The organism is Henriciella marina DSM 19595 (assembly GCF_000376805.1).
GTDB lineage: Bacteria > Pseudomonadota > Alphaproteobacteria > Caulobacterales > Hyphomonadaceae > Henriciella > Henriciella marina.
This window is the reverse complement of record NZ_AQXT01000002.1, coordinates 3,147,644-3,170,270: the sequence shown is the minus strand read 5'-3', so window position 1 is coordinate 3,170,270 and position 22,627 is coordinate 3,147,644. Positions and strand designations below refer to the sequence as shown.

The 22,627-nt window shown below is 60.8% G+C and carries 20 protein-coding genes; 3 read left to right on the top strand and 17 right to left on the bottom strand.

Annotated elements, in window-relative coordinates:
- Positions 1–143 precede the first annotated feature (143 nt).
- The 12 genes from F550_RS18150 to F550_RS0115745 all read right to left on the bottom strand — a co-directional run bounded on the left by F550_RS18150 (position 144) and on the right by F550_RS0115745 (position 13,381).
- Positions 144–1,646, bottom strand: coding sequence for a M16 family metallopeptidase (locus F550_RS18150; RefSeq protein ID WP_018149556.1), 1,503 nt, complete (start codon positions 1,644–1,646; stop codon positions 144–146).
- Positions 1,639–3,027, bottom strand: coding sequence for a M16 family metallopeptidase (locus tag F550_RS0115795; RefSeq protein WP_018149555.1), 1,389 nt, complete (start codon positions 3,025–3,027; stop codon positions 1,639–1,641). The genes F550_RS18150 and F550_RS0115795 overlap by 8 nt, the downstream gene beginning before the upstream one ends.
- A gap of 47 nt (positions 3,028–3,074) precedes the next feature.
- The gene (locus tag F550_RS18145; protein ID WP_040501216.1) at positions 3,075–3,569 is read right to left on the bottom strand and encodes a DUF3035 domain-containing protein; all 495 of its coding nucleotides are present in this window, start codon (positions 3,567–3,569) and stop codon (positions 3,075–3,077) included.
- Positions 3,570–3,591: 22 nt separating this feature from the next.
- Positions 3,592–4,149: a signal peptidase II gene (lspA, locus tag F550_RS18140; RefSeq protein WP_018149553.1), complete on the bottom strand. Its 558-nt coding sequence runs from the start codon at positions 4,147–4,149 to the stop codon at positions 3,592–3,594.
- Positions 4,149–7,127, bottom strand: a complete 2,979-nt coding sequence (ileS, locus tag F550_RS0115780) for an isoleucine--tRNA ligase (protein ID WP_018149552.1) — start codon at positions 7,125–7,127, stop codon at positions 4,149–4,151. The genes lspA and ileS overlap by 1 nt, the downstream gene beginning before the upstream one ends.
- 207 nt (positions 7,128–7,334) lie before the next feature.
- Positions 7,335–7,799, bottom strand: a complete 465-nt coding sequence (locus F550_RS0115775) for a YbjN domain-containing protein (protein WP_018149551.1) — start codon at positions 7,797–7,799, stop codon at positions 7,335–7,337.
- 68 nt (positions 7,800–7,867) lie between these two features.
- Positions 7,868–8,794 (bottom strand): riboflavin biosynthesis protein RibF, encoded by a 927-nt coding sequence (gene ribF / locus F550_RS0115770; RefSeq protein WP_018149550.1) that lies wholly within the window; start codon positions 8,792–8,794, stop codon positions 7,868–7,870.
- Positions 8,795–8,803: 9 nt separating this feature from the next.
- Entirely contained in the window at positions 8,804–9,235 is a 432-nt protein-coding gene (locus F550_RS0115765) for a MaoC family dehydratase (protein WP_018149549.1), read from the bottom strand.
- 55 nt (positions 9,236–9,290) lie between these two features.
- Complete coding sequence (locus tag F550_RS0115760) at positions 9,291–10,145, bottom strand: TIGR01459 family HAD-type hydrolase (RefSeq protein WP_018149548.1); 855 nt, start codon at positions 10,143–10,145, stop codon at positions 9,291–9,293.
- Between the two features lie 69 nt (positions 10,146–10,214).
- On the bottom strand, positions 10,215–11,441 hold the full coding sequence (locus F550_RS0115755; protein WP_018149547.1) for an EAL domain-containing protein: 1,227 nt from the start codon (positions 11,439–11,441) through the stop codon (positions 10,215–10,217).
- Positions 11,442–11,743: 302 nt separating this feature from the next.
- Positions 11,744–12,520: a hypothetical protein gene (locus F550_RS0115750; RefSeq protein WP_018149546.1), complete on the bottom strand. Its 777-nt coding sequence runs from the start codon at positions 12,518–12,520 to the stop codon at positions 11,744–11,746.
- A 6-nt stretch (positions 12,521–12,526) separates the two neighbouring features.
- Positions 12,527–13,381, bottom strand: coding sequence for a fumarylacetoacetate hydrolase family protein (locus F550_RS0115745; RefSeq protein ID WP_018149545.1), 855 nt, complete (start codon positions 13,379–13,381; stop codon positions 12,527–12,529).
- A 119-nt stretch (positions 13,382–13,500) separates the two neighbouring features.
- Between F550_RS0115745 and F550_RS0115740 the strand changes: the two genes are divergently transcribed.
- The gene (locus F550_RS0115740) at positions 13,501–15,162 is read left to right on the top strand and encodes a DUF262 domain-containing protein (protein WP_083911022.1); all 1,662 of its coding nucleotides are present in this window, start codon (positions 13,501–13,503) and stop codon (positions 15,160–15,162) included.
- A gap of 5 nt (positions 15,163–15,167) precedes the next feature.
- On the opposite strand, the gene F550_RS0115735 is transcribed toward F550_RS0115740, so the two are convergent.
- Positions 15,168–15,779 carry a hypothetical protein gene (locus tag F550_RS0115735; RefSeq protein WP_156807968.1) on the bottom strand — a complete coding sequence of 204 codons (612 nt, stop codon included), beginning with the start codon at positions 15,777–15,779 and terminating at the stop codon, positions 15,168–15,170.
- A gap of 128 nt (positions 15,780–15,907) precedes the next feature.
- Between F550_RS0115735 and pip the strand changes: the two genes are divergently transcribed.
- On the top strand, positions 15,908–16,864 hold the full coding sequence (gene pip, locus F550_RS0115730) for a prolyl aminopeptidase (RefSeq protein ID WP_018149542.1): 957 nt from the start codon (positions 15,908–15,910) through the stop codon (positions 16,862–16,864).
- Between the two features lie 84 nt (positions 16,865–16,948).
- Entirely contained in the window at positions 16,949–17,377 is a 429-nt protein-coding gene (locus tag F550_RS0115725; protein WP_156807967.1) for a hypothetical protein, read from the top strand.
- Between the two features lie 101 nt (positions 17,378–17,478).
- Here the strand turns inward: F550_RS0115725 and F550_RS0115720 are convergent, their stop codons facing one another.
- The 4 genes from F550_RS0115720 to F550_RS0115705 all read right to left on the bottom strand — a co-directional run bounded on the left by F550_RS0115720 (position 17,479) and on the right by F550_RS0115705 (position 22,624).
- Complete coding sequence (locus tag F550_RS0115720; protein WP_018149540.1) at positions 17,479–18,894, bottom strand: sodium-dependent transporter; 1,416 nt, start codon at positions 18,892–18,894, stop codon at positions 17,479–17,481.
- Between the two features lie 81 nt (positions 18,895–18,975).
- Positions 18,976–20,148, bottom strand: coding sequence for a rod shape-determining protein RodA (rodA, locus tag F550_RS0115715; protein ID WP_018149539.1), 1,173 nt, complete (start codon positions 20,146–20,148; stop codon positions 18,976–18,978).
- Entirely contained in the window at positions 20,148–22,067 is a 1,920-nt protein-coding gene (gene mrdA, locus F550_RS0115710; protein ID WP_018149538.1) for a penicillin-binding protein 2, read from the bottom strand. The genes rodA and mrdA overlap by 1 nt, the downstream gene beginning before the upstream one ends.
- Complete coding sequence (locus F550_RS0115705) at positions 22,064–22,624, bottom strand: hypothetical protein (protein ID WP_018149537.1); 561 nt, start codon at positions 22,622–22,624, stop codon at positions 22,064–22,066. The genes mrdA and F550_RS0115705 overlap by 4 nt, the downstream gene beginning before the upstream one ends.
- Between the last annotated feature and the right edge of the window lie 3 nt (positions 22,625–22,627).

Here is a 22,627-nt window from a genome sequence, read left to right as displayed (position 1 = left end):
GGATGGTGAGGTTTGACAGCGCAGTATTCCCGGCTCGTCCTTCGACGTCGCTCAGGATGAGCCTACCGGTGTAGAGGACCTGAAAGCAAAAAGGGCGACCCGTGTGGACCGCCCTTTTCGTGTCTGTTCAACCTTTGGCCGCCCTAGCGGTTCTGGTCGCGGGTCGCGTCGGTTGTTTCTTCAGTGTCGCGTTCGCGCATGTCACCAGCCTCATCGATATCGACCTCACCGAGGATCGGCATTGGCAGGGAGGAGGTTTCCTCAATGCCTTCCGGCTGACCAACGACGATGAAGGTAAAGTTTTCAGCCTGGAGGTATTCAGTCGCGATGCGGTTCACATCTTCCAGCGTGACCGCATCGACCATGGCATTGCGCCGGTCGAAATAGTCGATGCCGAGGTCTTCGAGGCGTGCGCTCATCAGGCCGGACGCAATCTTCGCATTGCTGTCGAAGGCGAGCGGATAGGAGCCGGTCAGGTACGCCTTGGCATCTGACAGTTCCTGTTCGGTTACGCCGTCCGCGACGATCATCTCCATCTGGGCAGTGATGCCGTCGATGAAGTCGCCAGCGCTCTCATTCTTCGTCTGGCCGCCGCCCGTCCAGAGATTGAGGTGATCGCTGGTATTGATGCCGGTACCGACGCCGTAGGTAAGGCCCCTGTCGACGCGCAAATCCTTCATCAGACGGCTTTCAAATCCGCCACCGCCGAATGTGTAATTGAGAACATAGGCCGGGAAGAAATCATCATCATCGCGCGCCATGGCAGGCGCGGTGAAGGTGACGAGGCTTTGCGGTTGCGGCAGGTCAACGACGACCGGCGCTGCCATTGGATCATTGAGGGCAACGTCCTCGATCGCTTCGACGTCGGAGGTTTCAGGCAGGCCAGCCAGCGCTTCATCGAGAAGCGGGGCGAGCTCTTCTGGAGACATGGCGCCGACGGCCGTCACATAAAGCCGGTCGCCCGCCATGATGGCGTCCTTGCGCTCACGCACCAGATCGGTGGTCAGCGCATTGATGCTCTCTGTAGTCTTGATCCGCGAGAAGGGGTGGTCCGGCATCAGGGCCTGCGCACGCGCACGGCTCGCAAGGAAGCCCGCATTGGTTTCGCGCGTGCGGATACCGATAAGTTCTTCGCGCTGGAAACGCTCAAATGGTTCAGCATCGAAACGCGGCGCGTTGAGGGCAAGCGCGATGAGATCCATGGCATCACCGGCATTGTCAGTCAGCATATTGGCCGAACAATAGGTGGTCTCCGCGTCGGCCCCGCAGCTGAAGCCCATATTGAGCTCTTCCATACGGGTCGCGAAGGCGAGCGAGTCCATGTCGCCGGCGCCCTCATTCATCAGATACGTCACCGCATCCGTGAGGCCTTCCTGGCCTTTTGGATCGGTTGCAGCGCCCGTTTCCCAAGCCATGCGAAGCGCCATGATCGGGATCGACTGCTCTTCGACCAGCCAGACGGAAATACCGCCGGGCGTGGTGAATTGCTGGATCGTGGCGAAATCGCCTTCATGCACCATGACATCAAGGCTGGATGAGGTTTCGGCTGGGTCAGATGCCATTTCAGCCTGCGCGAACGCAGCAGGCGAAGCGGCGAAAAGAGCGGCAGCAAGCGCGCCGCCTGCAGCAAGATTGAGCTTATTCATCGGTCTGGCTCTCCTCAGCGGCCTGCTCTTCTTCTTCAGGAAGCAGGTGTGCCTCGATATAGTTCTTGTCTTCGGCCAGGACGCGGCGCAGCGCGGCGATGGCGTCCTCTGTGGTCACTTTCCGGATATCGTCCGGATAGCTCATCACATCGTCGACCGTACCGCCAACCGCCAGCGTGCGGCCATAGAGATTGGCCATGCCAGCCTGGCTGTCACGCTGATAGATGGCCGATGCGGCCAGCGAATTGCGCGAGCGTTCGACCTCTGCCTCAGTGAAACCATTGGCGAGAACATCATCGACGACGGCCATGTAGGCGGCTTCCAGATCATCGAGGCTCACGCCCTCACTTGGCGACGCGGAGAGGACAGCAGGCGCTGTGTCGTGAAGCGACAGCCAAGCGCCAGCGGAGGCGTCATTGGCGATCTTCTGTTCTTCAACGAGGGCCTGATAGAGGCGGCTGGTGCGCCCGCCGCCGAGAACGTCCATGGCGACATCAAGGGCATAGGCGAAGTCACGGTCCTGGGTGTAGGAGGTCGCCAAGTACCAGCGTTCCCATTCCGGCTGGCGGACCTTCGGATCTCGGTGGGTAATGAGTTGCGTTTCAGCCAGCGGTTCAACCTCCTGCCAGCCGCGCTCGGCGATCTCAGTCGAGGTTGATTCGATCTGGCCGTAGGTGCGCTCAGCAAGGGTGCGAACCTCTTCCGGCGTCACATCGCCAGCAACGATCAGGATCGCTTCGGACGGGGTGTACCATTTTCTGTAGAAATCGAGACCGTCCTGCGGGGTCAGCGCGCCGACCTCGTCCATCTTGCCGATCACGGTGATGTTGTAGGGATGATCCTGATAGAGCGCGGACATGACCTGCTCCTGCAGGATGACGCCCGGATTATTGTCTATGCGCTGGCGGCGTTCTTCCTTGACGACGTCGCGCTCAGAGATGAATGGGCCGTCTGGATCATCATTGATGATCAGGTCGGTCATCCGCTCGGCTTCGAGCTCCATCATCCGCTCAAGCTGGGTTTTCGCGACGCGCTCATAATAGGCGGTGTAGTCCCAGGAAGTGAAAGCGTTGAGCTGGCCACCATTGCGCTGAACGATGGTGGTAAACTCTTCAGGACCGATATCGTCGGTTTCCTTGAACATAACGTGCTCAAAGAGGTGGGCGATGCCTGACTTGCCTGGGTCTTCATCGACCGCACCGACCTTGTACCACACCATGTGCGTGACAACCGGCGCGCGATTGTCTGGAAGGACGACGACGTCCATGCCGTTGTCGAGTTGGAAAATGGTCGGCGCCCATTCGGACCCGGCCGTATCAGCGAAAGCAAGGCCGGAGCCGAGGCCTATCGCTGCCAGACCCCCCGCAAGAAAAGCTTTCATCCTATCTCCTCCGTTAGACTGTCTGGTTTGTGGCAGGTGATGCGCCGTCACGTACCCGGTAGTTTGATGCGTTCACCGCTGCCCCGGGCAATGGAAACCGGCTCGTCGCCGGTCGCGCTGTCGGCAACCGTACCGTCACCGCTATAGGAGAGGATCTGGTCTGCATCCTCTCTCGCCTTGCGGACAAGGCCGCCTTCTTCATAGTCGACAATGGCGCGGATACGCGGGTTGGTGGCGTTTGCGCCAGCTGCGCGGACCAGTGCCATTTCGGCCGCGCTGGCATCGACGCCGGCCTGGGTTCCGAATGCGGCAACCGTGGTTTCGCGTGTGGTGTCTGCTTCGGCTGGAACCGTGGTGCCGGCGCGCGGTGGGCGCAGGCTGTATTCAGGCGGCACGGTCAGCGGCGCTTTTGTGACCACGCGAAACTCGTCAGGGCCCGCATTGCTGGCCCCGTCGCCGCCGCCCGGAAGGATGGAACAGCCACCCGCAGCAAACAGCATTCCCATGGCAGCCAGTGTCAGGATTGATTGTTTCGTCGGCATCGTCATCTCTCTCCAACTCCGATCAGGCAGGATTGTGTTCGTCCGGTTTCGTTCGCGACATTAAAAACTGATCGAAAAACAGCAAGAGCGCGCCGACAGTAATCGCCGCGTCCGCGATATTGAATACCCAGGGAAACCCGATCGGGACGCTGCCAATATAGGCGCCGAACCATGGGCCAGAAAAATCGAGGAAGTCAACGACGGCGCCAAAGCGAACGCGGTCGATGAGGTTGCCGATCGCCCCGCCAATGACCATTGAGAGGGAAAGCGCCGTCACCCAACGCTCCGCCCGCGTCAGCCAGTAGGCAAAGCCGATCGCAATGACCGTGGTGAAGGCAACAAGGATCCAACGCATGATGCCGGTCGATTGCAGCGTGCCGAAGCTGACGCCGCGATTCCAGAGCATGGTGAGATCGAAGATGGAGGATATCTCGATCCGGCCACAGCGCACGACCGGGTCAAGGCATTCCAGCGCCCGGAAGACGGGCGCTTCGAGGATCATCCATTTGGATATCTGATCTGCGATGATCACAAAGACGATCAGCGCCGCCCATCTCCAGACATGCCGGGCAGCGTTCATCAGCTGGTGCCTCTCATTTCACGCACAGCCTCGGCGTCGCGCGGTGTGATGTCCGGAAAGGCTGGATCGGCCGTGGCCGGATCGAAATACTTCCAGCTGCGCGCGCACTTGATGCCGTCTGCTTTCTTCGGGACGACAGAGACGCCCGGCGTGTCATCCAGCCTGTAAGCCTCCGCAGGACCTTCGCCTTGGACGAGTTTCGTGCCCGAGGTGATGAAGATGTCGGCCGGGCTTTCGCCGTCGAACGCGTCGATGAGGGCCTTGTCTGCGACATAGACCTCAGGCGACGCTTCGAGGGAGGCGCCGATGCGCTTTTCGCGGCGCTCAACCTCCAGCGCGCCGGTGACGACGCGGCGGACCTTGAAGATACGCTCCCAGCGCTCGGCATGGGCCGGGTCGAGCCAGCCCTCAGGCGTTTCCGGGAAAGTCAGGAGATGCACGCTGTCAGCCTTGCCCGCGATATGGCTCATCAGGAAAGCTTCTTCAGTCGTGAACGGCATGATCGGCGCAAGCCAGGTGACGAGGCGTTCGAGGACCAGCGCCATGACGGTACGGGTCGCGCGGCGACGCGTCTCGGAAGGCGCATCGCAATAGAGGCTGTCCTTGCGGATGTCAAAATAGATCGCCGAGAGGTCCACGCCGCAGAAATTGAGCATGGCCGACATGACGCGCTTGAAGTCGAAAGCCGCATAGGACTTGCGAACGAGGGCATCGCTTTCAGCCAGGCGGTGAAGCACCCAGCGTTCCAGGCCGGGCATATCCTTCGAATCGACTGCTTCGGCTTCGTCATAGCCTTCCAGCGCGCCGAGCAGGTAGCGCAGCGTATTGCGCAGGCGGCGATAGGACTCAGCATTGGTCTTCAGGATATCGTCAGAAATGCGAAGGTCTTCGGTGAAGTCGGAGCTTGCCGTCCAGAGGCGCAGGATCTCGATGCCGAACTGGTCGGCGACCTTTTGCGGCTCGACCGTGTTGCCGAGCGACTTGGACATCTTCTTGCCCTCGGAATCGACGATGAAACCGTGGGTCACGACCTGTTTGTAAGGTGCCATGCCGCGCGTCGCGCAGTTCTCAAGTAGCGAGGACTGGAACCAGCCGCGGTGCTGGTCGGAGCCTTCGAGATAGACATCGGCCTGACCGGTTGCCTCGTCGATGATGCCGCGATCACGAAGCGTGAAGGCGTGCGTGGTGCCGCTATCGAACCAGACGTCGAGCACATCGGTGACCTTCTCCCAGCCTGCAGGATCGACAATCCCGTCCAGGAATTTGGCTGCGTCCGCAGAGAACCAGGCTTCGACGCCTTCGGCGGCGATCGCATCGAGGATGCGGGTGTTGACCTCATTGGCCTGCTCTTCGCTGAGCGCGGCTGTGTGCGGCTGGCCGTCAGGGCTGACCAGAAGCGTGATCGGCACGCCCCAGTTACGCTGTCGGGAAATCAGCCAGTCTGGCCGGTCTGCGACCATGCTTGTGATGCGGTTGCGCAGCTGCGGCGGGACGAAAGCGGTGTCCTCGAGGGCGCGGAGTGCGAGCTTGCGAAGCGGGGCGGCACCATTCGAGCCCGGCTTGTCCATCGCGATGAACCATTGCGGGGTGGCCCGGCGGATCACAGGGGCCTTGGAGCGCCAGGAGTGCGCGTCGCGAATCATGGTCACGCCGCGCGAGAGGAGGTTTCCACTCTCGGTCAGGAGACGCATGACTTCCGGGTTCGCCTTGCCCTGCTCGCCGCGCTTCTTGCCGGATGTGCGGATGATATCGAGGCCCTGAAGGGCGTCTGGCAGGTCTTCATGCTCGTAGGCGCCGTCCTGATTGACGATGTCACGAATATCGGAGGCCGTGCGACCCGACGCGATCCAGACGAGGAAGTCATCCTCACCATGGGCGGGCGCCGTGTGCACAAAGCCGGTACCTGCGTCGTCGGTGACATGGTCGCCGGCAAGCATCGGGATGTCGTGCTTGTAGAAGTCGGAAAGCTCGTGGAGCGGGTGCTTGAGTGACGTGATCGACTTTGGATCGACATCAGAGATCCGCCTGAAGGAAGAAACCTTCGCGCTGTCCATTACCGCCTGCGCCAATGCGTCGGCGAGCACGTACTTGTCACCAGGGGCTGCGAACGGCGCGAAGCCCAATTCTTCCTCGCTCATGACGGTTTCGACTTCATAGAGACCGTAATTGATTGAGGGATTGAAGGAGACTGCCTGATTTGCCGGGATCGTCCATGGTGTGGTTGTCCAAATGACGACGCTTGCCGATAGAAGTTCCGATGATGGTGGGGTGCCCTCTTGTACAAGGCCATCGACAGGAAACTTCACCCAGAGCACGGGCACTTTCCGGTCGTGATACTCGACTTCGGCTTCGGCGAGCGCGGTGCGTTCGACAGGTGACCACATGATCGGTTTGGAGCCGCGCACGAGGCGGCCCGACATGGCGACGCGCAGAAACTCACGCACGGTCGCGGCCTCTGAGCCGTAATTCATGGTGAGATACGGATGGTCCCAGTCGCCCTCGACGCCGCAGCGGCGGAAGCCCTCTTTCTGGACCTCGATCCATTTGGCGGCGTATGCGCGGCAGGCGGCTCGAAACTCGTCGCCCGGCACATCATCCTTGCCGCGTCCCTTGGAGCGGAACTCTTCCTCGACCTTCCATTCGATCGGCAGGCCGTGACAGTCCCAGCCCGGGATGTAGGAGGCATCATAGCCGAGCATCTGGTGGCCGCGCACGACAAGGTCCTTGAGGATCTTGTTCATGGCGGTGCCAAGGTGGATGGGGCCGTTCGCATAGGGCGGGCCGTCATGCAGGATGAAGGGCTTGGCGCCCCGCGCCTTGGCGTCCTCACGCATACGGTCATAGAGGCGCATCTCGTCCCAGCGCTCTATCCATTTCGGCTCGGCCTTTGGCAGGCCGCCGCGCATGGGGAATTCGGTTTTCGGCAGGAAAAGCGTGTCGCGATAGTCGTTCGCGGCTGTCTTGGTATCGTCGGTCATGGCAGGAAGGTCAGTCTCGAATTAGCGGTTGTGTTGCAAGCGGAAATAGCAAGGCCCCGGCACCGCGCTAAGGGCTGTCTGGTCAAGGACAGCTCAGCGCGCCGCCGGGCGGCTAATTCGAATTATCGAAGCAATTGAGCCAAACATCATGGCGCCAGCCTGTAGCAGTCGGCCCGCAGCGTGTCACCCGCCAAAGGACGCCCCGTCCTATTGCCCGAAGAAGAACTCCACGACGCCGGGGACGATCGCGAGAAAGTTGTCGAGATTGGTCGCGATATTCGCCTGGGTCATGCCGCCATCGAGGATGACATAGCGCGAGACCCCGAGTGACTCGTTCAGCAACCAGACGCTGACGGCGGCGCGGTCCAGATTAGCCTGATTGACCTTTTCCAGTGTCACCGTTTCATCGGCCTGAAAACGCGCACTCATCACGATCCCGCGGCAGGCGCCTGTCTCACAGGCGGTGCCTTCCATGTAATAGGTCACACCGTTTGATGTCTCGGCGCGCAGGGAGTTTTCGGTGGTTTCACCAAAGGCAACAACCTCGTGACCGGCCTCGGTGGCAAAGCGTTCAAGGTCTTCCAGCGTGACAGACTGAAGTGTGTCGACCGACTGGCCAGCGGCCGTTCCAGCGATGGCGGCGGCGCCTGCAAGCGCGTAGGCAAGTTTCATGACGGGTGTCCCTTTGAATGTGCGTCTATCGTCGCTTTTATACGAACGGCGCAGAAAGTCAGGGGTTGCTAGCGCGCTGCGGACAGAAGCCGGCGGGCCTCAGCCGTGTCGAGGTGCATCTGCTCGACCATCTCATCAAGCGAGCCGAAGTGCGCTTCAGCCCGCAGATAGTGAACGAGGGCGACCTCTATGTACTGGCCATAGATGTCGCGGTCGAAATCGAAGACGAAGGTTTCGAGCAGCGGATCGCGAAGCCCTGTCGTCGGGGTCCGCCCGAAATTGGCGACGCCGTCGAGCCAGTCGCCGCTGCCCGCGATCCGCACGCGAACCGCATAGACGCCCTGGCGCGGATGGATCAGCGTGCCGAGCCGGAGATTGGCGGTCGGATAGCCAATCGTGCGCCCGCGCTTTTCGCCGGACTCAACATGGCCATCGGCGATCCAGTCATGGCCGAGCATCTCTGCGGCGCGCTGCGGGTCGCCGGAAATGAGCGCCTCGCGAATGGCCGTGGACGACGCCTTGATCTCATCAGGGCCTTCGACCTTTTCGACGATGGTCACATCAAAGCCAAAAGATCGCCCGAGCGAGGAGAGCCGGTCAGCATCGCCCATGCGTCCGCGCCCGAACCTGTAGTCAAAGCCAACCGCGACATGCGCGACGCCAAGCCCTTCGTGAAGGACATGGCGGCAGAATTCCTCATCGGTCATCGACGCCATCTGGCCATTGAACGGAAGCTCGAAGACGGTCTTTGCGCCAAGCTCCATCAGGCGGGCATTCCGGCGCGCTGGCCGGTAAAGCCGGAAAGGCGGGTCGTTCGGGCGGAAATAGGCGCGTGGCGGCGGCTCGAAGGTGGCGATACCCAGGGGCGCTGTATCGATGCGGGCCGCATCGATCACCGCACGGTGGCCAGGATGCACGCCGTCGAAATTGCCCAGCGCGACAGAGAACCCACGCGCGGAGGGCGGCAGATTGCGATAGTCGGCAAGAACCGCCATCAGCCTCGCCTACCCTTCCTTGGCCGGGACCATGACCTTGGCTTCGCCAGCAACGACCGCCTTGTCATTGACCGAACAGGTGATTTTCAGGGTCACGCGGTTTCCCCGTTCGAACATCTCTGTGATCTCGGCGCGGGCCGTCACCACGTCGCCAATATAGACGGGGCGGCGGAAGCGCATTTCGAGATGCGTAAAGATGGCGCCAGGCCCTGGCAGGTCATTGCCGAGGATGCCGGAAATATAGGATGCGGTGAGGGCGCCATGGGCGACACGCTGACCAAAGGCGGTCTTCTTGGCGTATTCCTCATCCATATGGATCGGGTTGAAGTCGCCAGAGACCTTCGCGAAGAGATCGATATCCTCTTCGGTGATGGTGTGATGGGTCTCATGCGCCATGCCGACGCTGAGTTCCTCAAACTTGTATCCATCCTTCACGCTCATGCGGGGTCTCTCCGAAGCTGTTTTCTCGTTCTGTTACAGTGCGCCAGGTGTTTCGTCACCACCTGAGAGCGGGCATGGCCCAGCGCGCCTCGGCATCATACTGGCCGAGCAGGGCCTCAAGCTCACTTTCAAAGTCGCTGCCATGTTCGGCAAGGCCTGTGCCCACATAAAGCGCATCGAACCCCTGATCTGCCGCCCCGCGCATATCGGTTGCCGGGCTGTCACCAATGCAGAGCACTTTTTCAGGGGCCTTGCCGCGAATGGCTTTGGCGCGCTCCAGTGAGAGCCGGTAGATCGGGTCATGCGGCTTGCCGGGATAGATGACGCGGCCGCCCTCTTCCTCATAGATGGCTGCCAGCGCGCCGGCGCACCAGATAAGCTGATCCCCGACACGGACCTTGATGTCCGGGTTGGCGCAGATCATCGGCAGGTCACGGCCCGCGCCGATCTTCAGCTCATCGCGGTACGCTTCCGGGTCGTCCTTTTTCTCGTCCTCAAGCCCGACGCACAGAACGGTTTCAGCCTCTTCCGGAGACGTGAAATCGAGGCCGAGGCCGTCATAGAGAAACTTGTCCCTTTCCCAGCCGCTATCGACGCCCAGACGCCAGATCTTCTCATGCTTGCGGCGCGCAAGCTCATCGCGGGTCGCATCCCCTGAAGAGACGCAGTCATCGAAGACAGCATCCGGCACGCCCATCGGACGGAAATAGGAAATGACCTGCTGTTTGGGTACGGGCGCATTGGTGATCAGGACGACCGTCCCGCAGCCTTCCCTGAACTTAACCAGCGCGTCACAAGCCTCATCGAAAGCGCTGCGACCATTATGGATCACACCCCAGACATCGCAGAGGATCGTGTCGTAGCCAGCGGCAATCTTACCGAGACCGGATATATGCTGAGGTTTTGTCATGGCCGGTCAACTAGTCGCCGCATCCGGTCCGGTCAAACGGGTTGTACCGGTGGCAGCTGGATTGGGCGCTCACCCGAAGGCGGCCAGCCGGTCGATGAAATCCTGCGGCGGGGCCGTTTCCTGCATGAGGGAGGACTTGATCGGCTTGGGCGCGCCGAAGACGTGGCCCTGACCGAAAGGAATGTCGAATTCGAGGACTTCGACGACGCTGACTTCCTCTTCCATCTTCTCGGCAATCAGCGTGACGCCATAGCGCGAACAGACGGCCGCGACTTCCTCGCCGCTGATCCGGCGCTGGACATTGGAGGCAGGGCGCGGGCCGGACGGATCGCGAAGCTGGTCGATCAGGTCGCCGCCCTTCATCTTCACGAAGCGCACACCGGCCTCCTGAAGGCGCGGCAGGTCGAGCGCCAGGTCATTGGCATGATCGATGGAGAAGCGGAAACCGAGCGCAGTCAGCTTTTCCATGCTGTCGCGCATCTGGCGGGACCGGTTCTCGAACCGGTCTGCCGGGATCTCGAAGATCAGCGCGCCAGCAAGGTCGCTGTTCTCGCGCATGAATTCCAGGAAGTGCGGGAAGAATTGCGGGTCCGTGAGCGAGTTCGGTGAGATGTTGCAGAACACACCAACGCGGCGGTCACGCTCTGCCAGACGGCGCACGATCTGCACGCAGCGGAAGAGCAGCATATTGTCGACAAGCCCGAGAAGACGCGCGCGGCGGGCGGCCTCGAGAAAGTCTGCCGGCAGGATCAGCGTGCCATCAGGCTCACGAAGGCGGGTGAAGCCTTCATAGAACGCCACGCGGCGCTGTGGCAGCGACACGATCGGCTGCAGGTGGAGGTCAACGCGGCCATCCTGAAGCGCAGCTTTGACCGTCCGCAGCAGCGCATCATCCTGCGGGGCGATCGGTTCTGAAGTGTCACGCGACAGCTTGGCCTCAAAGCTCTTGGCGAGGCGGTCAATGAGGCCTTCAAGCTGGCGCATCTCGCTGACGAGGGCATCCCGGCGTTCTGAAAGCTCTTGTTTCAGGGTCGTCTCAACCTCTTCGTTGCGCGCCTCGATGCGGGTCATGCGCGTGGTATTTTCCTCATAGGAAAGCTCGAGCGAGTCGAGCCGGTCCGTGCTGTCTGCAACGCTGATCACATGGGAGAAGAGGAGGTGAAACTGACCGAGCAGCGCAGTGGTGACAGCGCCAAGAGCAATGGCAACAGGGATGCTCAGGCCTGCATAGGAGACGAGCCCGAAACCGAGCGCGCTACCCAAGGCAATGTACAGGATGAAGAGAATTCCGGTCATATAGCTGGTCTGCCCCGTCTTCGATGGAGCTTAACAATTAGCCCCAAAATCTTAACGAATTGGTAGTCTAAGAACTGATTTGCCCGCCTTGCCAATGCATGAGATGGCAGCTGGCTCCGTGGCAAACATGACACAGGCTTAATAATTGACAGCGTCAGTCCCTGTTTGCCCTTTTAAGGGTTCGATGAACAAGTTAAGTACATGACTGTGATCCGAAGCCTGAATGTCCGCGGCCAATTTGGCCGGACGGGGGCGTCTCGGGGGAGACCGGGGTCCTGCAACAGCGGGACCCCGATGCTTTTCTAGCCACCAGATCTGAACAGGAAGCGTGTGTGGGCGAACGGCCAGTCGTCGCCATATGCCCCGTCCGTGCAGGCGATCCTCGTCTGGTCGACCTCACCGATTTCCATCTCCCCTGCCGCCATGTCCGGCGCGCCACACGGCTGCAGGAAGAGCGCGTGCCAGTTCTCATTGATATCGCGGTAGACGATCCGGTAACTCACCCGGTCATTCATACCTGCGACGGCCTCAACCGTGAGATCGCCGGTGTCGAAGACCTGAACCTGCCGCGTCACTTCCAGCGCTGTGTCCAGCAGCGCCGCATCGAAGCCGCCAGCCGGTGCGCCGTCCTCAACGAAAATAAGTGCGTCCGAAACCTCATAGGCCCGGTTGAGCCCATCGATCAGCCCGCTCGTCCCCGTCGGCCCCGTCACATCAAGGGTTTGAGGCCGCCCGGCCTGCCAACTGAGATTGCGGACCTCATCGAGGCCTTCCACCTCTTCGGGGCGCAGGGAAAAGAGAAACAGTCCATCGAGCTTGGCGAGTTCATCGCGCGGGATCTCATTGCCGACACCGGCAGGCGCCCCAAACAGAAGCCGCTTGCCGCCCGCCAGCACCAGAAGACAGGGCGCGGTCTCATTTCGTCCGCAGGGCTTTACCGCGAAATCTGCCGGACGCACTGGCGGGTTGATTTCCACCGGCGCTTCCGGGGGCGCCATGCGACCTGGCACTTTTGGCCCGCCCTCATCGCAGGCGGTCAGCAGAAGAGCCAGACCTGAAACCAGCAAGACCTTGTGCATGATGACCTATCCCAGCCGCGCGGTGTCGGGTTCTGCAATCACCGGGTTTTCGAGTGAGCCTACGCCTTCAATCTCAATCCGCACACGGTCGCCGGGCTTCAGCCATTCGGGCGGTTCGCGCCCTGCGCCGATGCCGGCGGGCGTACCGGTAAAGAGAACATCGCCCGGCTCCAGCGTGAAGGCGGCCGTCAGGTGTGCGATCTGTTCCTCAATGGTGTGAACCATGTCGCTGAGCGTTGCCTCCTGGCGGAGGTCGTCATTGACGAAGGCGCGAATGGCGCGCGGGCCGAGCGGGCCTGCCTCATCCAGCGTCACCATGTAAGGGCCAAAGGGGGCATGCGTATCGAAGCCCTTGCCCATGATCATCGTCGGGCTCGCCTTCTGCCAGTCACGCACCGAACAATCGCAGCCACAGGCGACACCTGCGACAATCTCCATGGCGCGCTCCTTCGGGACATGACGGCCATGCTTGCCAATGATCACGACAAGCTCGGCCTCATAGTCGAGTTGTTCTGAAACCTTGGGCACATGGATCGGCGCGCCGGGCGCATTGGCGGCCGTCGTCTGCTTGTTGAACCATTTCTGGATCTCGGGCCGGTCATTGCTGATGAAGCTGGAGCTTTCAGCCACATGCGCTGCGTAATTGAGACCAATCGCGATGATCTTGCCCGGCCGGATGACAGGTTGCATCAGCCTGGCCTCCGAAAGAGGGACGCGGCGGCCGCTCTCGGCTTTCGCCGCCAGAACTGAGAGATCGCCGAGATACTTGCTGAGGCAGCCTTCCTCCGCCAGCCTGATATCTTTGCCCTCGACAAGCCCGCACCAGAGCGCGCCTTCGATTTCTACATTTGCCCATTTCATGTGGCTATTTGGTCTCCCTCGTCTGGAAATCGGGCCGACTGCATCAATTCAAGGTGTCAACGACCCGATTGCCCCGCTATCGATTGAAGTCAGGTCTAGTGTGAATTGCTGGGAGTGCAATGGAGTCGGGGATCAGGGCGCGCGAATGCAGGCTGTCGGCCATCCTTTCCCCGGGGACTGCACTGAGAATGCCGCCCTATCAGCGCAGCTATGCCTGGCAAGCCGATGAAGTCCTCGAACTTCTGGACGATCTCTGGCGCTCCACCAAGCGCGGGAAGTATCACTTCATCGGCGCGATTGTCCTCGTTGAGATGGATGATGGCGGCTTTCTGGTCGTCGATGGCCAACAGCGCCTGACGACCTTCTCGATGATCCTCGCCATGCTGCGCGATCTCGAGACCGACCCGCATTACAAGGCGCTTGCGCATGCGATGATCGGTGATCCTGACCGGGCGAACCGGGGCGATGCGGCCGCCTGGCGCCTGACGCTCAATCATATCGACAATCCGTACTTCCGCGAGGCGGTGCAGACCGAAGGGGCCACACTGGAGCGGGACGGGGAGACTGGCCAGGGGTCCAATCATGGGCGCATGTCCCAGAATCTGGAGATCATCGAAACCTATCTCGGCAAGCTGACTGCGCCGGAGCGCCGCGAGCTGTTCGAGACGATCCGCGACAGGATCATGGTGGTGCGTGTCGTCGTGCCCGACTGGGACGGCGGATATGATGTCTTCCGTGTACTGAATACGCGCGGCAAGGCGCCCAACACCCACGACATCATCAAGACCGAGATCCTGCAGCGCGGCGACTTCAGCGTGGACGAGGCTGGCGCCTATGCCCGCCAGTGGCTCGACCATGAATCGGTCCTAGGCGCCAACGGTCTGGACGACCTCTTGAACTACATTCGCCAGCTTCATTCGCGCAGCTCCAAGGGCAAGGTCGCCGCAGAGTTTCCAAAGGCCGTGCTGTCAAAGATGGATGCGCGGACGTTCCTCGATACGCATCTGCCCGATTATGTGCGCGCCTACAGCATGATCCTCCGCGGCGAGCCCGATTATGGCGATCATAGCGATGCTGTTCGCGCGCCGCTCAACCATCTGAGGCTGCTCGATCATCATCTCTGGCGGGTGCCTGCGCTGGCCTATCTCTATCAGAACCGGGATGATGGCGAGGCGGCCGCAGCCTTCTTCCGGCTGCTGGAGCGCTTTGGCTATGCGATGATGCTTTATGTGACAAACAGCGATGCGCGCCGCAAACAATATGCAAGGCTGACCCGCGCGATCCTCGACAACAAGCCGATCTTCCACCGCAATGGGCCGCTCAATTTCTCGCGCGACGACAAGCGCCGCATCCGTGAGCGGCTGACAGGGCGGTTCGTCAATTTCATGCAGCGGCGCGCGGTGGCCCTCCGCCTCAATGCGGCGCTCGAAAACGGCGAGCAGATCACCTCAGATCAGGATGCAAGCGTCGAGCACGTCCTGCCGCGCACCGTCCCGAACGAAAGCCACTGGAACAAGATCTGGCCGAGCGCGGCGGTGCAGCGCGAACTGGCTGAAACCGCAGGCAATTTCGCCATCGTCCCCCGCCATGTGAACCGGGTCGCAGACAGGCTGGAATTTCGTGAGAAGAAGAAACTCTATTTCGCTGAAGGCGTGCGCGTCTTTGCGCTAACCGAAGACCTCCGCGACAGGGAGACATGGACGCCGGACGATGTCCGGGCGCGAACAGAGCAGCTTGTCGATATATTGATGGCAGTCTGGTTTCCGGAAGCGCCGGACTGAAGCGGCTAGCTCAGCGGCTTGGAAGCCCGGGTTTCAGTATAGGCCCCGGCCATCTTGTCTGCGGATGCGCGCGCCATGTCGATTGTAGCGGCAAGCTCGCGAAGGGCGGCCTCTGTATCGCGACGCGATTGGCCCGCCGCGCCGTCTACAATGCCCGTTGCCTCCGAAAAGCTGCGATAGCTCTTCTGAGCGGTTACGAGCGCACTTTCAAAACTGATGAGATCGGCCCGCTGCACATCCCCAGACTGAAGCAGCGTCTCTGCAAGTTGGTCGAGCTCTTCCAGGCTGTCGGCAGCCCTGGACACATCACTGAGCACAGTTGCATAGAGCTGCGCGGGTTCCTTGGCTGAGAAAGCGATATTCTCTGCATAGGTGCGGTCTGGTTTCGTCGCGGCCGCGTCACCGCCGAACAGCATGTCTGCCAGGCCAGAGATACCGTTCGCTTCAGTAACCCAGCCTTCGTTTTCCGCCAGCGTCTCGAACGCCTCCGCCTTCTGGCGGACTTCTGATTGCTGCTCGGTCAATTCAGTCTCGACAATCGCCTGTTTGGAGACCATGGAGACCGTTGTGCATCCGGTCAGTGTCAGTGTTGCAAGGCAGACTAGAAGTGGTTTCATATACTGGTACGACCCGTGCGGGCTCAACACTTTTACTGTTGTAACACATACAGGTTGGAGTTTTTACGTCCAGACCTCTATGCCATTGCGGTGCACAATAGTGCCAAAGCGTTCAGACAAGGTTTATCATGCTCAAACTTTACCCACCCATTGATGCAAACAGGTCAGGCCGCCTCAGGGTTTCAGACCTGCATGAAATTTATTGGGAGGAATCGGGCAATCCGGACGGGATTCCAGTCATTGGCGTGCATGGCGGTCCCGGCGGGGGCTCGAGCCCTGAAATGCGCCGCTTCTTCGACCCGAAGCTCTATCGTATCATCCTGTTCGACCAACGCGGCTGCGGTCGCTCGACGCCGCATTCCGAGCTTGAGGAAAACGATACCTGGGCGCTTGTCAGCGACATGGAGCGTATCCGCGAGGCGCTCGGCATCGACAAATGGGTCGTGTTTGGCGGCTCTTGGGGTTCTACGCTGGCACTTTCCTACGCCGTCACCCACACCGAGAACACCTACGGCCTGATCTTGCGCGGTATCTTCCTCATCACCGAGGCGGAGATTCAGTGGTTCTATCAGGACGGGGCGAGCCGCATCTTCCCCGACGCATATGACCGCTACGTCGCGCCGATCCCGGAAGAAGAGCGCGGCGACCTGCTGCATGCCTTCCACAAGCGCCTGACGGGCACCGATCGCCGCGCGCGCATCGAGGCGGCAAAGGCCTGGGCCTGCTGGGAAGGAGAGACCATCTCTATCAAGGGGCCATCCTCACGCCCGGCCCGCTTTGAAGAAGACAGCTTCGCTGACGCCTTCGCCCGCATCGAGTGCCACTATTTCGTCAATAAGGGCTTCTTTCCCGAGGATGGCTGGCTTCTGAAAAAGGCCAAGGAAAAGCTGCAGGGCATTCCCGGCATCATCGTGCATGGACGCTATGACGTCGTCACGCCGATCGGAACCGCCTGGAAGCTGGCCAAGGTCTGGCCGGATGCGAAACTGCACATCGTGCCGGACGCAGGCCATTCCAGCCTTGACCCAGGCATCGTCGACCAGCTGATCACAGCGACACGCGCCTTCGCGAAAGAGTTCGGCTAGCGGCTCGCAATTTTGCCCGTGAAGGTTGAATTCATATCCCTGCCGATATAGTTGTAATGTTATATTATAATTATGGAGGTTGGAATGCGAGTTTTTGTATGCGCGGCTTTCGTGGGAACGCTCGCTTTGCCGGCGATGTCCGAGGCCTGCACTGAGACAGTATTTTCTGGCTCTGTCAGCGAACAATACATGAAGGCTGAAATCGCGCTTATCGAGGAAGACAATGCGACGAAAGCTTTGGACATAACAGACGATCTCTGGACCGCAGACCTGAATTGCTACGAGCGCCAGTCCTTGCGGAAGCTACGCGCCGCGAGCTTCGTCGAGATCAATAACTCTGCAGGCGCCATAGATATGCTCCTGCCCCTTCTCGAAGATGACGCCTCACCTGCCTCGGACCGCGCGCGCACGGCCTACAATATCGGCCAGCTCTACAGCAATCTTGGCGAGGCTGAAAAAGCTCAGCACTATCTGGAGATGAGCGACGCCCTTGGCGGTTTTAAGCCGAGCTGAGACGGTCCGGCGCCATCTACCCCTAGGAATACAGGTCCGAATAGAAAAAGCCCGGCCAGCGCCATGCTGACCGGGCTTTTCCTGAATGGGGCGCTGAAACCTTACTCGGATGGCAGCGCGTTGTTCGGGCCGAGGAAGCTCGTCATGAAGGCAGGCAGCTGGACATTGTATTGCTGCTGGATCTTGTCGAAAAAGCCGAAGAACAGAACGAAGGCGAGGAAGGCCGGGACCGGCCAGCGCATCAGGAAGCGCCAGATATTCATGATCGTGCCTTCGCCGATTTCAGTGGTCAGCATATCGCGCGAGAGCACCCAGCCTGCAAAGATTACCGCGAGCAGGCCGCCGAGCGGCAGCAGGATGTTGCCGGTCACGAAGTCCATGAAGTCGAGATATTCTGGACCGAAAACATAGGCAGAGCCGACAAGGAAGAGGATGACTCCCATCCCGGTCGCCGCACCAAAGCGCGTGACGCCCTGGCGCTCTTCAAGCCAGGAAACCGACACTTCCATCAGCGAGATGGAGGATGTGAAAGCCGCAAAGAGCGCAAGACCGAAGAAGATCACCGCAACGACAGCGCCGCCGGGGATCGAACCGAAGGCTACCGGCATCGACACGAAGAAGAGGCTCGGCCCGCCTGCAGGGTCGAGACCTGCGGCAAAGACAATCGGGAAGATTGCAAAGCCTGCGATGAGCGCAACGAGCGTGTCAGAGCCAGCAACAATGCCAGAGGCGCGCGGGATGTTCGTATCGCGCGAAAGATAGGCGCCATAGGTGATCATCAGGCCGACACCGATACCGATTGAGAAGAAGGCCTGGCCGATCGCTTCAAGGAAGGTGTTGAAACCGACCTCGCCCCATTTCGGGGTCAGGAGGAAGGACGCCGCCTGCGCGGCGTCGCCCGTCGCAAGACCAAAGCCAACAACCACGATCAGCATGACAAAGAAGGCCGGCATAAGCACTGTCGCCGCACGTTCGATCCCGCCCTTAACGCCGCGCCCGACGACGAAGATGTTGGCGATAATGAAGAGGCCCAGGAGAAGCAGCATATACCATTTGGACACGAGCGGATGTTCGCCTTGTCCGACAGTGTTGTTGAAATTCGCGCCTGAGGCGGCCGCATCCATGCCCGCGAAATTGCCGCCGAACGCCTGTATGGTGAAGGCCACGAGCCAGGCCGAAATGACCACGTAGAAGCTGAGGATAAATGTCGCCGTGAGCGTGCCGACCCAGCCGACAATGCCCCAGTTCAGGGATTTCGACTCAGCGCGCGCCAGTGACTGGACGCCTTCGATTGCCGACATGCCTGATTTCCGGCCCATCGAGTATTCCGCCATCAGCAGAGGGAGGCCAATGAAGGCAACGCACGCCAGATAGATCAGGATGAAGGCACCACCGCCATTCTCGCCGGCGGTATATGGGAAACGCCAGAAATTACCGAGACCGACAGATGAGCCGACGGCGGCCATGATGAAGCCGAATTTCGACCCCCATGTCTCAGTCTTGCGGCCAATTTCCATAATTTGCTCCCCTAGAGAAATGAATTTTGCCGGACACTAGCTTTCGCAGGACAAACGTCAACGGACCTCCGGGCACGGAGGTTAAATCACCCCCTGCGCCGACAGCCGGTCATCCCGGCCAAGGTGCACAGAGAGAAGAATACCGAAGCAGGCCATGGTCGTGAACATCACCGTCCCGCCATAGGATACGAGCGGCAGTGGCACGCCCACCACAGGAACAAGACCGAGCACCATCGCGACATTGAACAGGATGAAGAAGGCCACGGTCGCCACACAGCCGACCGCCGCAAACCGGCCGAACAGGCTCGTCGAGCGGGCCGCAATGAAAAGCCCCCAGCCGAGAATCGCAGCCCAGAGAAGCAGGAGGCCTGTCGCGCCGAGGAAGCCGAACTCTTCGGCGATCACGGTCAGGATAAAGTCAGTGTGCTGTTCAGGAATATAGTCGAGCTGGGCCTGCGTGCCTTCCATGAAGCCCCTGCCCTGCCAGCCGCCCGACCCGATGGCGATCTTGGCCTGCTCGATCTGGTAGCCATCATCTAGCGCATTCACGCTCTGGCCTGTCAGCTGGGCCAGGAAGGTATTCACGCGCTCGCGCTGATAGTCCTGAAGGACGAACATGTAGACGGGCCAGGCGCTGGCGACCCCTGCGATCACTACCGCAATAATGACACGGTAATAGAGCCCGGCGAGAAAGATGAGGACGCCGCCAGACGCGAAGAGGGCGAGCGTGGTGCCGAAGTCTGGCTGTTTGAAGATCAGCGCTGCTGGAACGATGATCATGAAAAGCGCGGGCACATGGATAAAGAAGCGCCCCGACTGAAAAGTCAGATTGTTGTGATAATAGCGTGCGAGCGCCAGCGTCAGGGCGAGCTTCATGAACTCCGACGGCTGTACGTTGATCGGTCCAAGCGGGAGCCAGCGTGTCGCGCCGCCGCCCGTCACGCCAAAGAACTCAACCCCCAGCAACATCGCAAGCGTCACGAAATAGGCAGGCCATGCGGCCCTCAGCCAGATACCAAGCGGGACCAGCGCGATGACAAACATAATGCCGAGTGCGATGGCAAAGCGCACCGCGTGACGGGCCGGCAGCGCCGCCTCGGTCGGGTTGGTAAAGGTCGAGGAATAGAGCGCCGCCGTGCCGATGCAGGCGACCGTGATCAGCATGAGGACAAGACCCCATGGCAGTTCGCCCAGCGTGCTGGCGAACGTTCGGTCCTCAAATCGAATGGCAGAGGCCCGGGCCGCTCGCGCCATCAGGGATTGCCCCCGCTATTGCCTGAAGTGCCCGTTGACGCGGTCTGCTGCCAGCGGGCGGGCGCGCGTGAGTCGCGGCGGATGGCAGCGGCCAGGATATCGCGCGCCACAGGAGCCGCGGTGCTGGACCCGCCCTCACCATGCTCGACCACAACGGAGATCGCGTATTTCGGATCATCGGCCGGTGCGTAGGCAACGAAGAGCGCGTGATCGCGCAGGCGCCGGTCAATCTCATCGCCTTTCAGAACGCCGGAGCGACGCTCGGCCTCACTGATGCGGCGAACCTGCGCGGTGCCTGTCTTGCCTGCGAGACGCGGACCGCCAAGGCCGAGATCGCCGGACCGCCAGGCCGTACCGCCAGCCTCGGAGGTCACGCCGTACATGCCGTCCATCATGCGCTGCATGTGTTCGGGATCGAGGGGGGCAGCATCCGGGATCGGATTGTCGGGCCGCGGACCTTCCCCAATAATGAAAGGTTCGATCAACCGGCCCTTGGCGGCGATCCGGGCAGACATCAAGGCAAGCTGAAGCGGTGTGGTGGAAAGGTAGCCCTGACCGATACCATAATTGAGGGTTTCACCTTCGTACCAAGGCTCCCCCAGCGACGCGCGCTTCCAGGCATCATCCGGTACCGTGCCGCCGCGCCCGCCCGTCAGGCCAAGATCCCAGACCTGGCCGAAGCCAAAGCGCCGGGAGACATCTGCGATACGCTCAACGCCGACGCGGCGGGCGATGTCATAGAAATAGACGTCGCAACTGCCTTTCATCGCCCAATGCATATCGACGGAGCCGTGACCGCCCCGCTTCCAGCAGTGCCATGTTCGATTGCCGAAGCGGTAATAGCCGTTGCAGTGAACCCGTTGCTCCGGATTGATACCAGCTTCGAGCGCGGCGGTTGCGACCACCATCTTGAAGGTGGAGCCCGGCGGATAGGTGCCGTCATATGCCTTGTGATAAAGCGGCGAGCGGTCGTTTTCACGAAGGGCGTTGTAATCGGCGTACGAAATGCCGTTCACGAAATCATTCGGGTCAAAGGCGGGCGTCGAGACGAAGGCGAGGATCGCGCCTGATTCAATGTCCAGCACGACAGCCGCGCCACTTTCGTCGCCGAACCGGTCGATTGCGGCGCGCTGAAGCTCGGCATCCACGGTGAGGCCGATGTCGCGCCCTGCTGTCGGCGCGAGATCATCGCTTTCCAGTTCGCGGATGACCCTGCCGGCCGCATTTGTCTCGAGACGACGGAAGCCTGGCTCTCCGCGCAGCCAACCCTCGGCCGCCCGCTCAATGCCAGAACGCCCCGTTCTCATATCGGGATGCTTGAAGAGGCGCGAGAGCAGTGAAGCCTCTTCCGGCGAGACATTCTCGGTCAGCCGGGTGAGATCATCCATGCTGGCCTTTGCGACATAGCCGAGCACGTGCGCGAAATCGCGGCCACGCGGATAGGACCGGGTCGCCGCCATATCCGCGCGCACACCGGGGATATCAGCGGCCAGAAGCGTCATGCGCGCGAACTCCTCATAGGTGAGCTCGCTCTTGACGATGGTGGACTGGAAGGTGGCCTGGCTGCGGGCCTGCTGGATCACGCGCTGGCGCTCTTCCATGGACAGATCGAGATGCCGGCCGATTTCAGCCAGCGTCGCGTCCATGTCGCCCGCCTGTTCGCGGATGATCGACACGCGCCCGGCCTGACGGTGAGACGCAAGCGGAACTCCGAACCGGTCATAGATGGCGCCGCGGGTGGGCGGCGCGAGGTCGAGCTTTACACCGTTCTCGTTCGCGATTTCCTTGTAGCGCTCGCCCTCAAAGAGCTGAAGTTGCACGAGGCGCGCGACCAGACCCGAAAACATTACACCGCCCGCGGCACCCGTCAGCATGGTGCGCCGGTTCAGTCTGGATTCAAAGTCGAGTTCACTGCTCATGACATGTTCCCCGTAAGCGGGCCGACCCTCCGGCCAAGGTCAAAGACGGGTGCGATCAGGATATGGAGAATATACGTGACGACAAATACATTCACCAGTGGCGAGAGCTGCACGAGGTGATTTCCGGAGAAACTGGCGAACAGCCACACCAGCAGAAATGCGATGGAATAGAGCAGAACCGGCGCGACCGTATTGATAAGCGGGTTACGGTCCCGATCGAACGCCCGCGCGATGAGGGAACTTCCGCCGAAGGTCGCCAGATTGATAAAGCCAAAGCAGCCGAGCGGGGCATAGGCGCTGACATCCTGGGCAAAGCCAAACAGGATAAGCACAGTCATCGGGCGAAAGCCTAGACCGCTTCGCCCCCAGCCAACTGCAGCGATCAGCGAGGCATAGGGCCAGACAAGTTCAGTATTGAACAGCGTTTTCGGCGTCAGCCCGATAAGGCCGATCGCGCCGACGATCATTGTCCCGATCAGGAAACGGCTGGTCGGGCCTGTCTCGGCCCAGATGCGGGAAATGCCTGAAAGCCGGTCATTGCGCCTGCGCCGGGCCATGGA

What these genes read in the sequence shown, in the direction of transcription:
- F550_RS18150 (WP_018149556.1), bottom strand. Translation starts at nt 1,646, where the DNA reads ATGAATAAGCTCAATCTTGCTGCAGGCGGCGCGCTTGCTGCCGCTCTT.
- F550_RS0115795 (WP_018149555.1), bottom strand. Translation starts at nt 3,027, where the DNA reads ATGAAAGCTTTTCTTGCGGGGGGTCTGGCAGCGATAGGCCTCGGCTCC.
- F550_RS18145 (WP_040501216.1), bottom strand. Translation starts at nt 3,569, where the DNA reads ATGCCGACGAAACAATCAATCCTGACACTGGCTGCCATGGGAATGCTG.
- lspA (WP_018149553.1), bottom strand. Translation starts at nt 4,149, where the DNA reads ATGAACGCTGCCCGGCATGTCTGGAGATGGGCGGCGCTGATCGTCTTT.
- ileS (WP_018149552.1), bottom strand. Translation starts at nt 7,127, where the DNA reads ATGACCGACGATACCAAGACAGCCGCGAACGACTATCGCGACACGCTT.
- F550_RS0115775 (WP_018149551.1), bottom strand. Translation starts at nt 7,799, where the DNA reads ATGAAACTTGCCTACGCGCTTGCAGGCGCCGCCGCCATCGCTGGAACG.
- ribF (WP_018149550.1), bottom strand. Translation starts at nt 8,794, where the DNA reads ATGGCGGTTCTTGCCGACTATCGCAATCTGCCGCCCTCCGCGCGTGGG.
- F550_RS0115765 (WP_018149549.1), bottom strand. Translation starts at nt 9,235, where the DNA reads ATGAGCGTGAAGGATGGATACAAGTTTGAGGAACTCAGCGTCGGCATG.
- F550_RS0115760 (WP_018149548.1), bottom strand. Translation starts at nt 10,145, where the DNA reads ATGACAAAACCTCAGCATATATCCGGTCTCGGTAAGATTGCCGCTGGC.
- F550_RS0115755 (WP_018149547.1), bottom strand. Translation starts at nt 11,441, where the DNA reads ATGACCGGAATTCTCTTCATCCTGTACATTGCCTTGGGTAGCGCGCTC.
- F550_RS0115750 (WP_018149546.1), bottom strand. Translation starts at nt 12,520, where the DNA reads ATGCACAAGGTCTTGCTGGTTTCAGGTCTGGCTCTTCTGCTGACCGCC.
- F550_RS0115745 (WP_018149545.1), bottom strand. Translation starts at nt 13,381, where the DNA reads ATGAAATGGGCAAATGTAGAAATCGAAGGCGCGCTCTGGTGCGGGCTT.
- F550_RS0115740 (WP_083911022.1), top strand. Translation starts at nt 13,501, where the DNA reads ATGGAGTCGGGGATCAGGGCGCGCGAATGCAGGCTGTCGGCCATCCTT.
- F550_RS0115735 (WP_156807968.1), bottom strand. Translation starts at nt 15,779, where the DNA reads ATGAAACCACTTCTAGTCTGCCTTGCAACACTGACACTGACCGGATGC.
- pip (WP_018149542.1), top strand. Translation starts at nt 15,908, where the DNA reads ATGCTCAAACTTTACCCACCCATTGATGCAAACAGGTCAGGCCGCCTC.
- F550_RS0115725 (WP_156807967.1), top strand. Translation starts at nt 16,949, where the DNA reads ATGCGAGTTTTTGTATGCGCGGCTTTCGTGGGAACGCTCGCTTTGCCG.
- F550_RS0115720 (WP_018149540.1), bottom strand. Translation starts at nt 18,894, where the DNA reads ATGGAAATTGGCCGCAAGACTGAGACATGGGGGTCGAAATTCGGCTTC.
- rodA (WP_018149539.1), bottom strand. Translation starts at nt 20,148, where the DNA reads ATGGCGCGAGCGGCCCGGGCCTCTGCCATTCGATTTGAGGACCGAACG.
- mrdA (WP_018149538.1), bottom strand. Translation starts at nt 22,067, where the DNA reads ATGAGCAGTGAACTCGACTTTGAATCCAGACTGAACCGGCGCACCATG.
- F550_RS0115705 (WP_018149537.1), bottom strand. Translation starts at nt 22,624, where the DNA reads ATGGCCCGGCGCAGGCGCAATGACCGGCTTTCAGGCATTTCCCGCATC.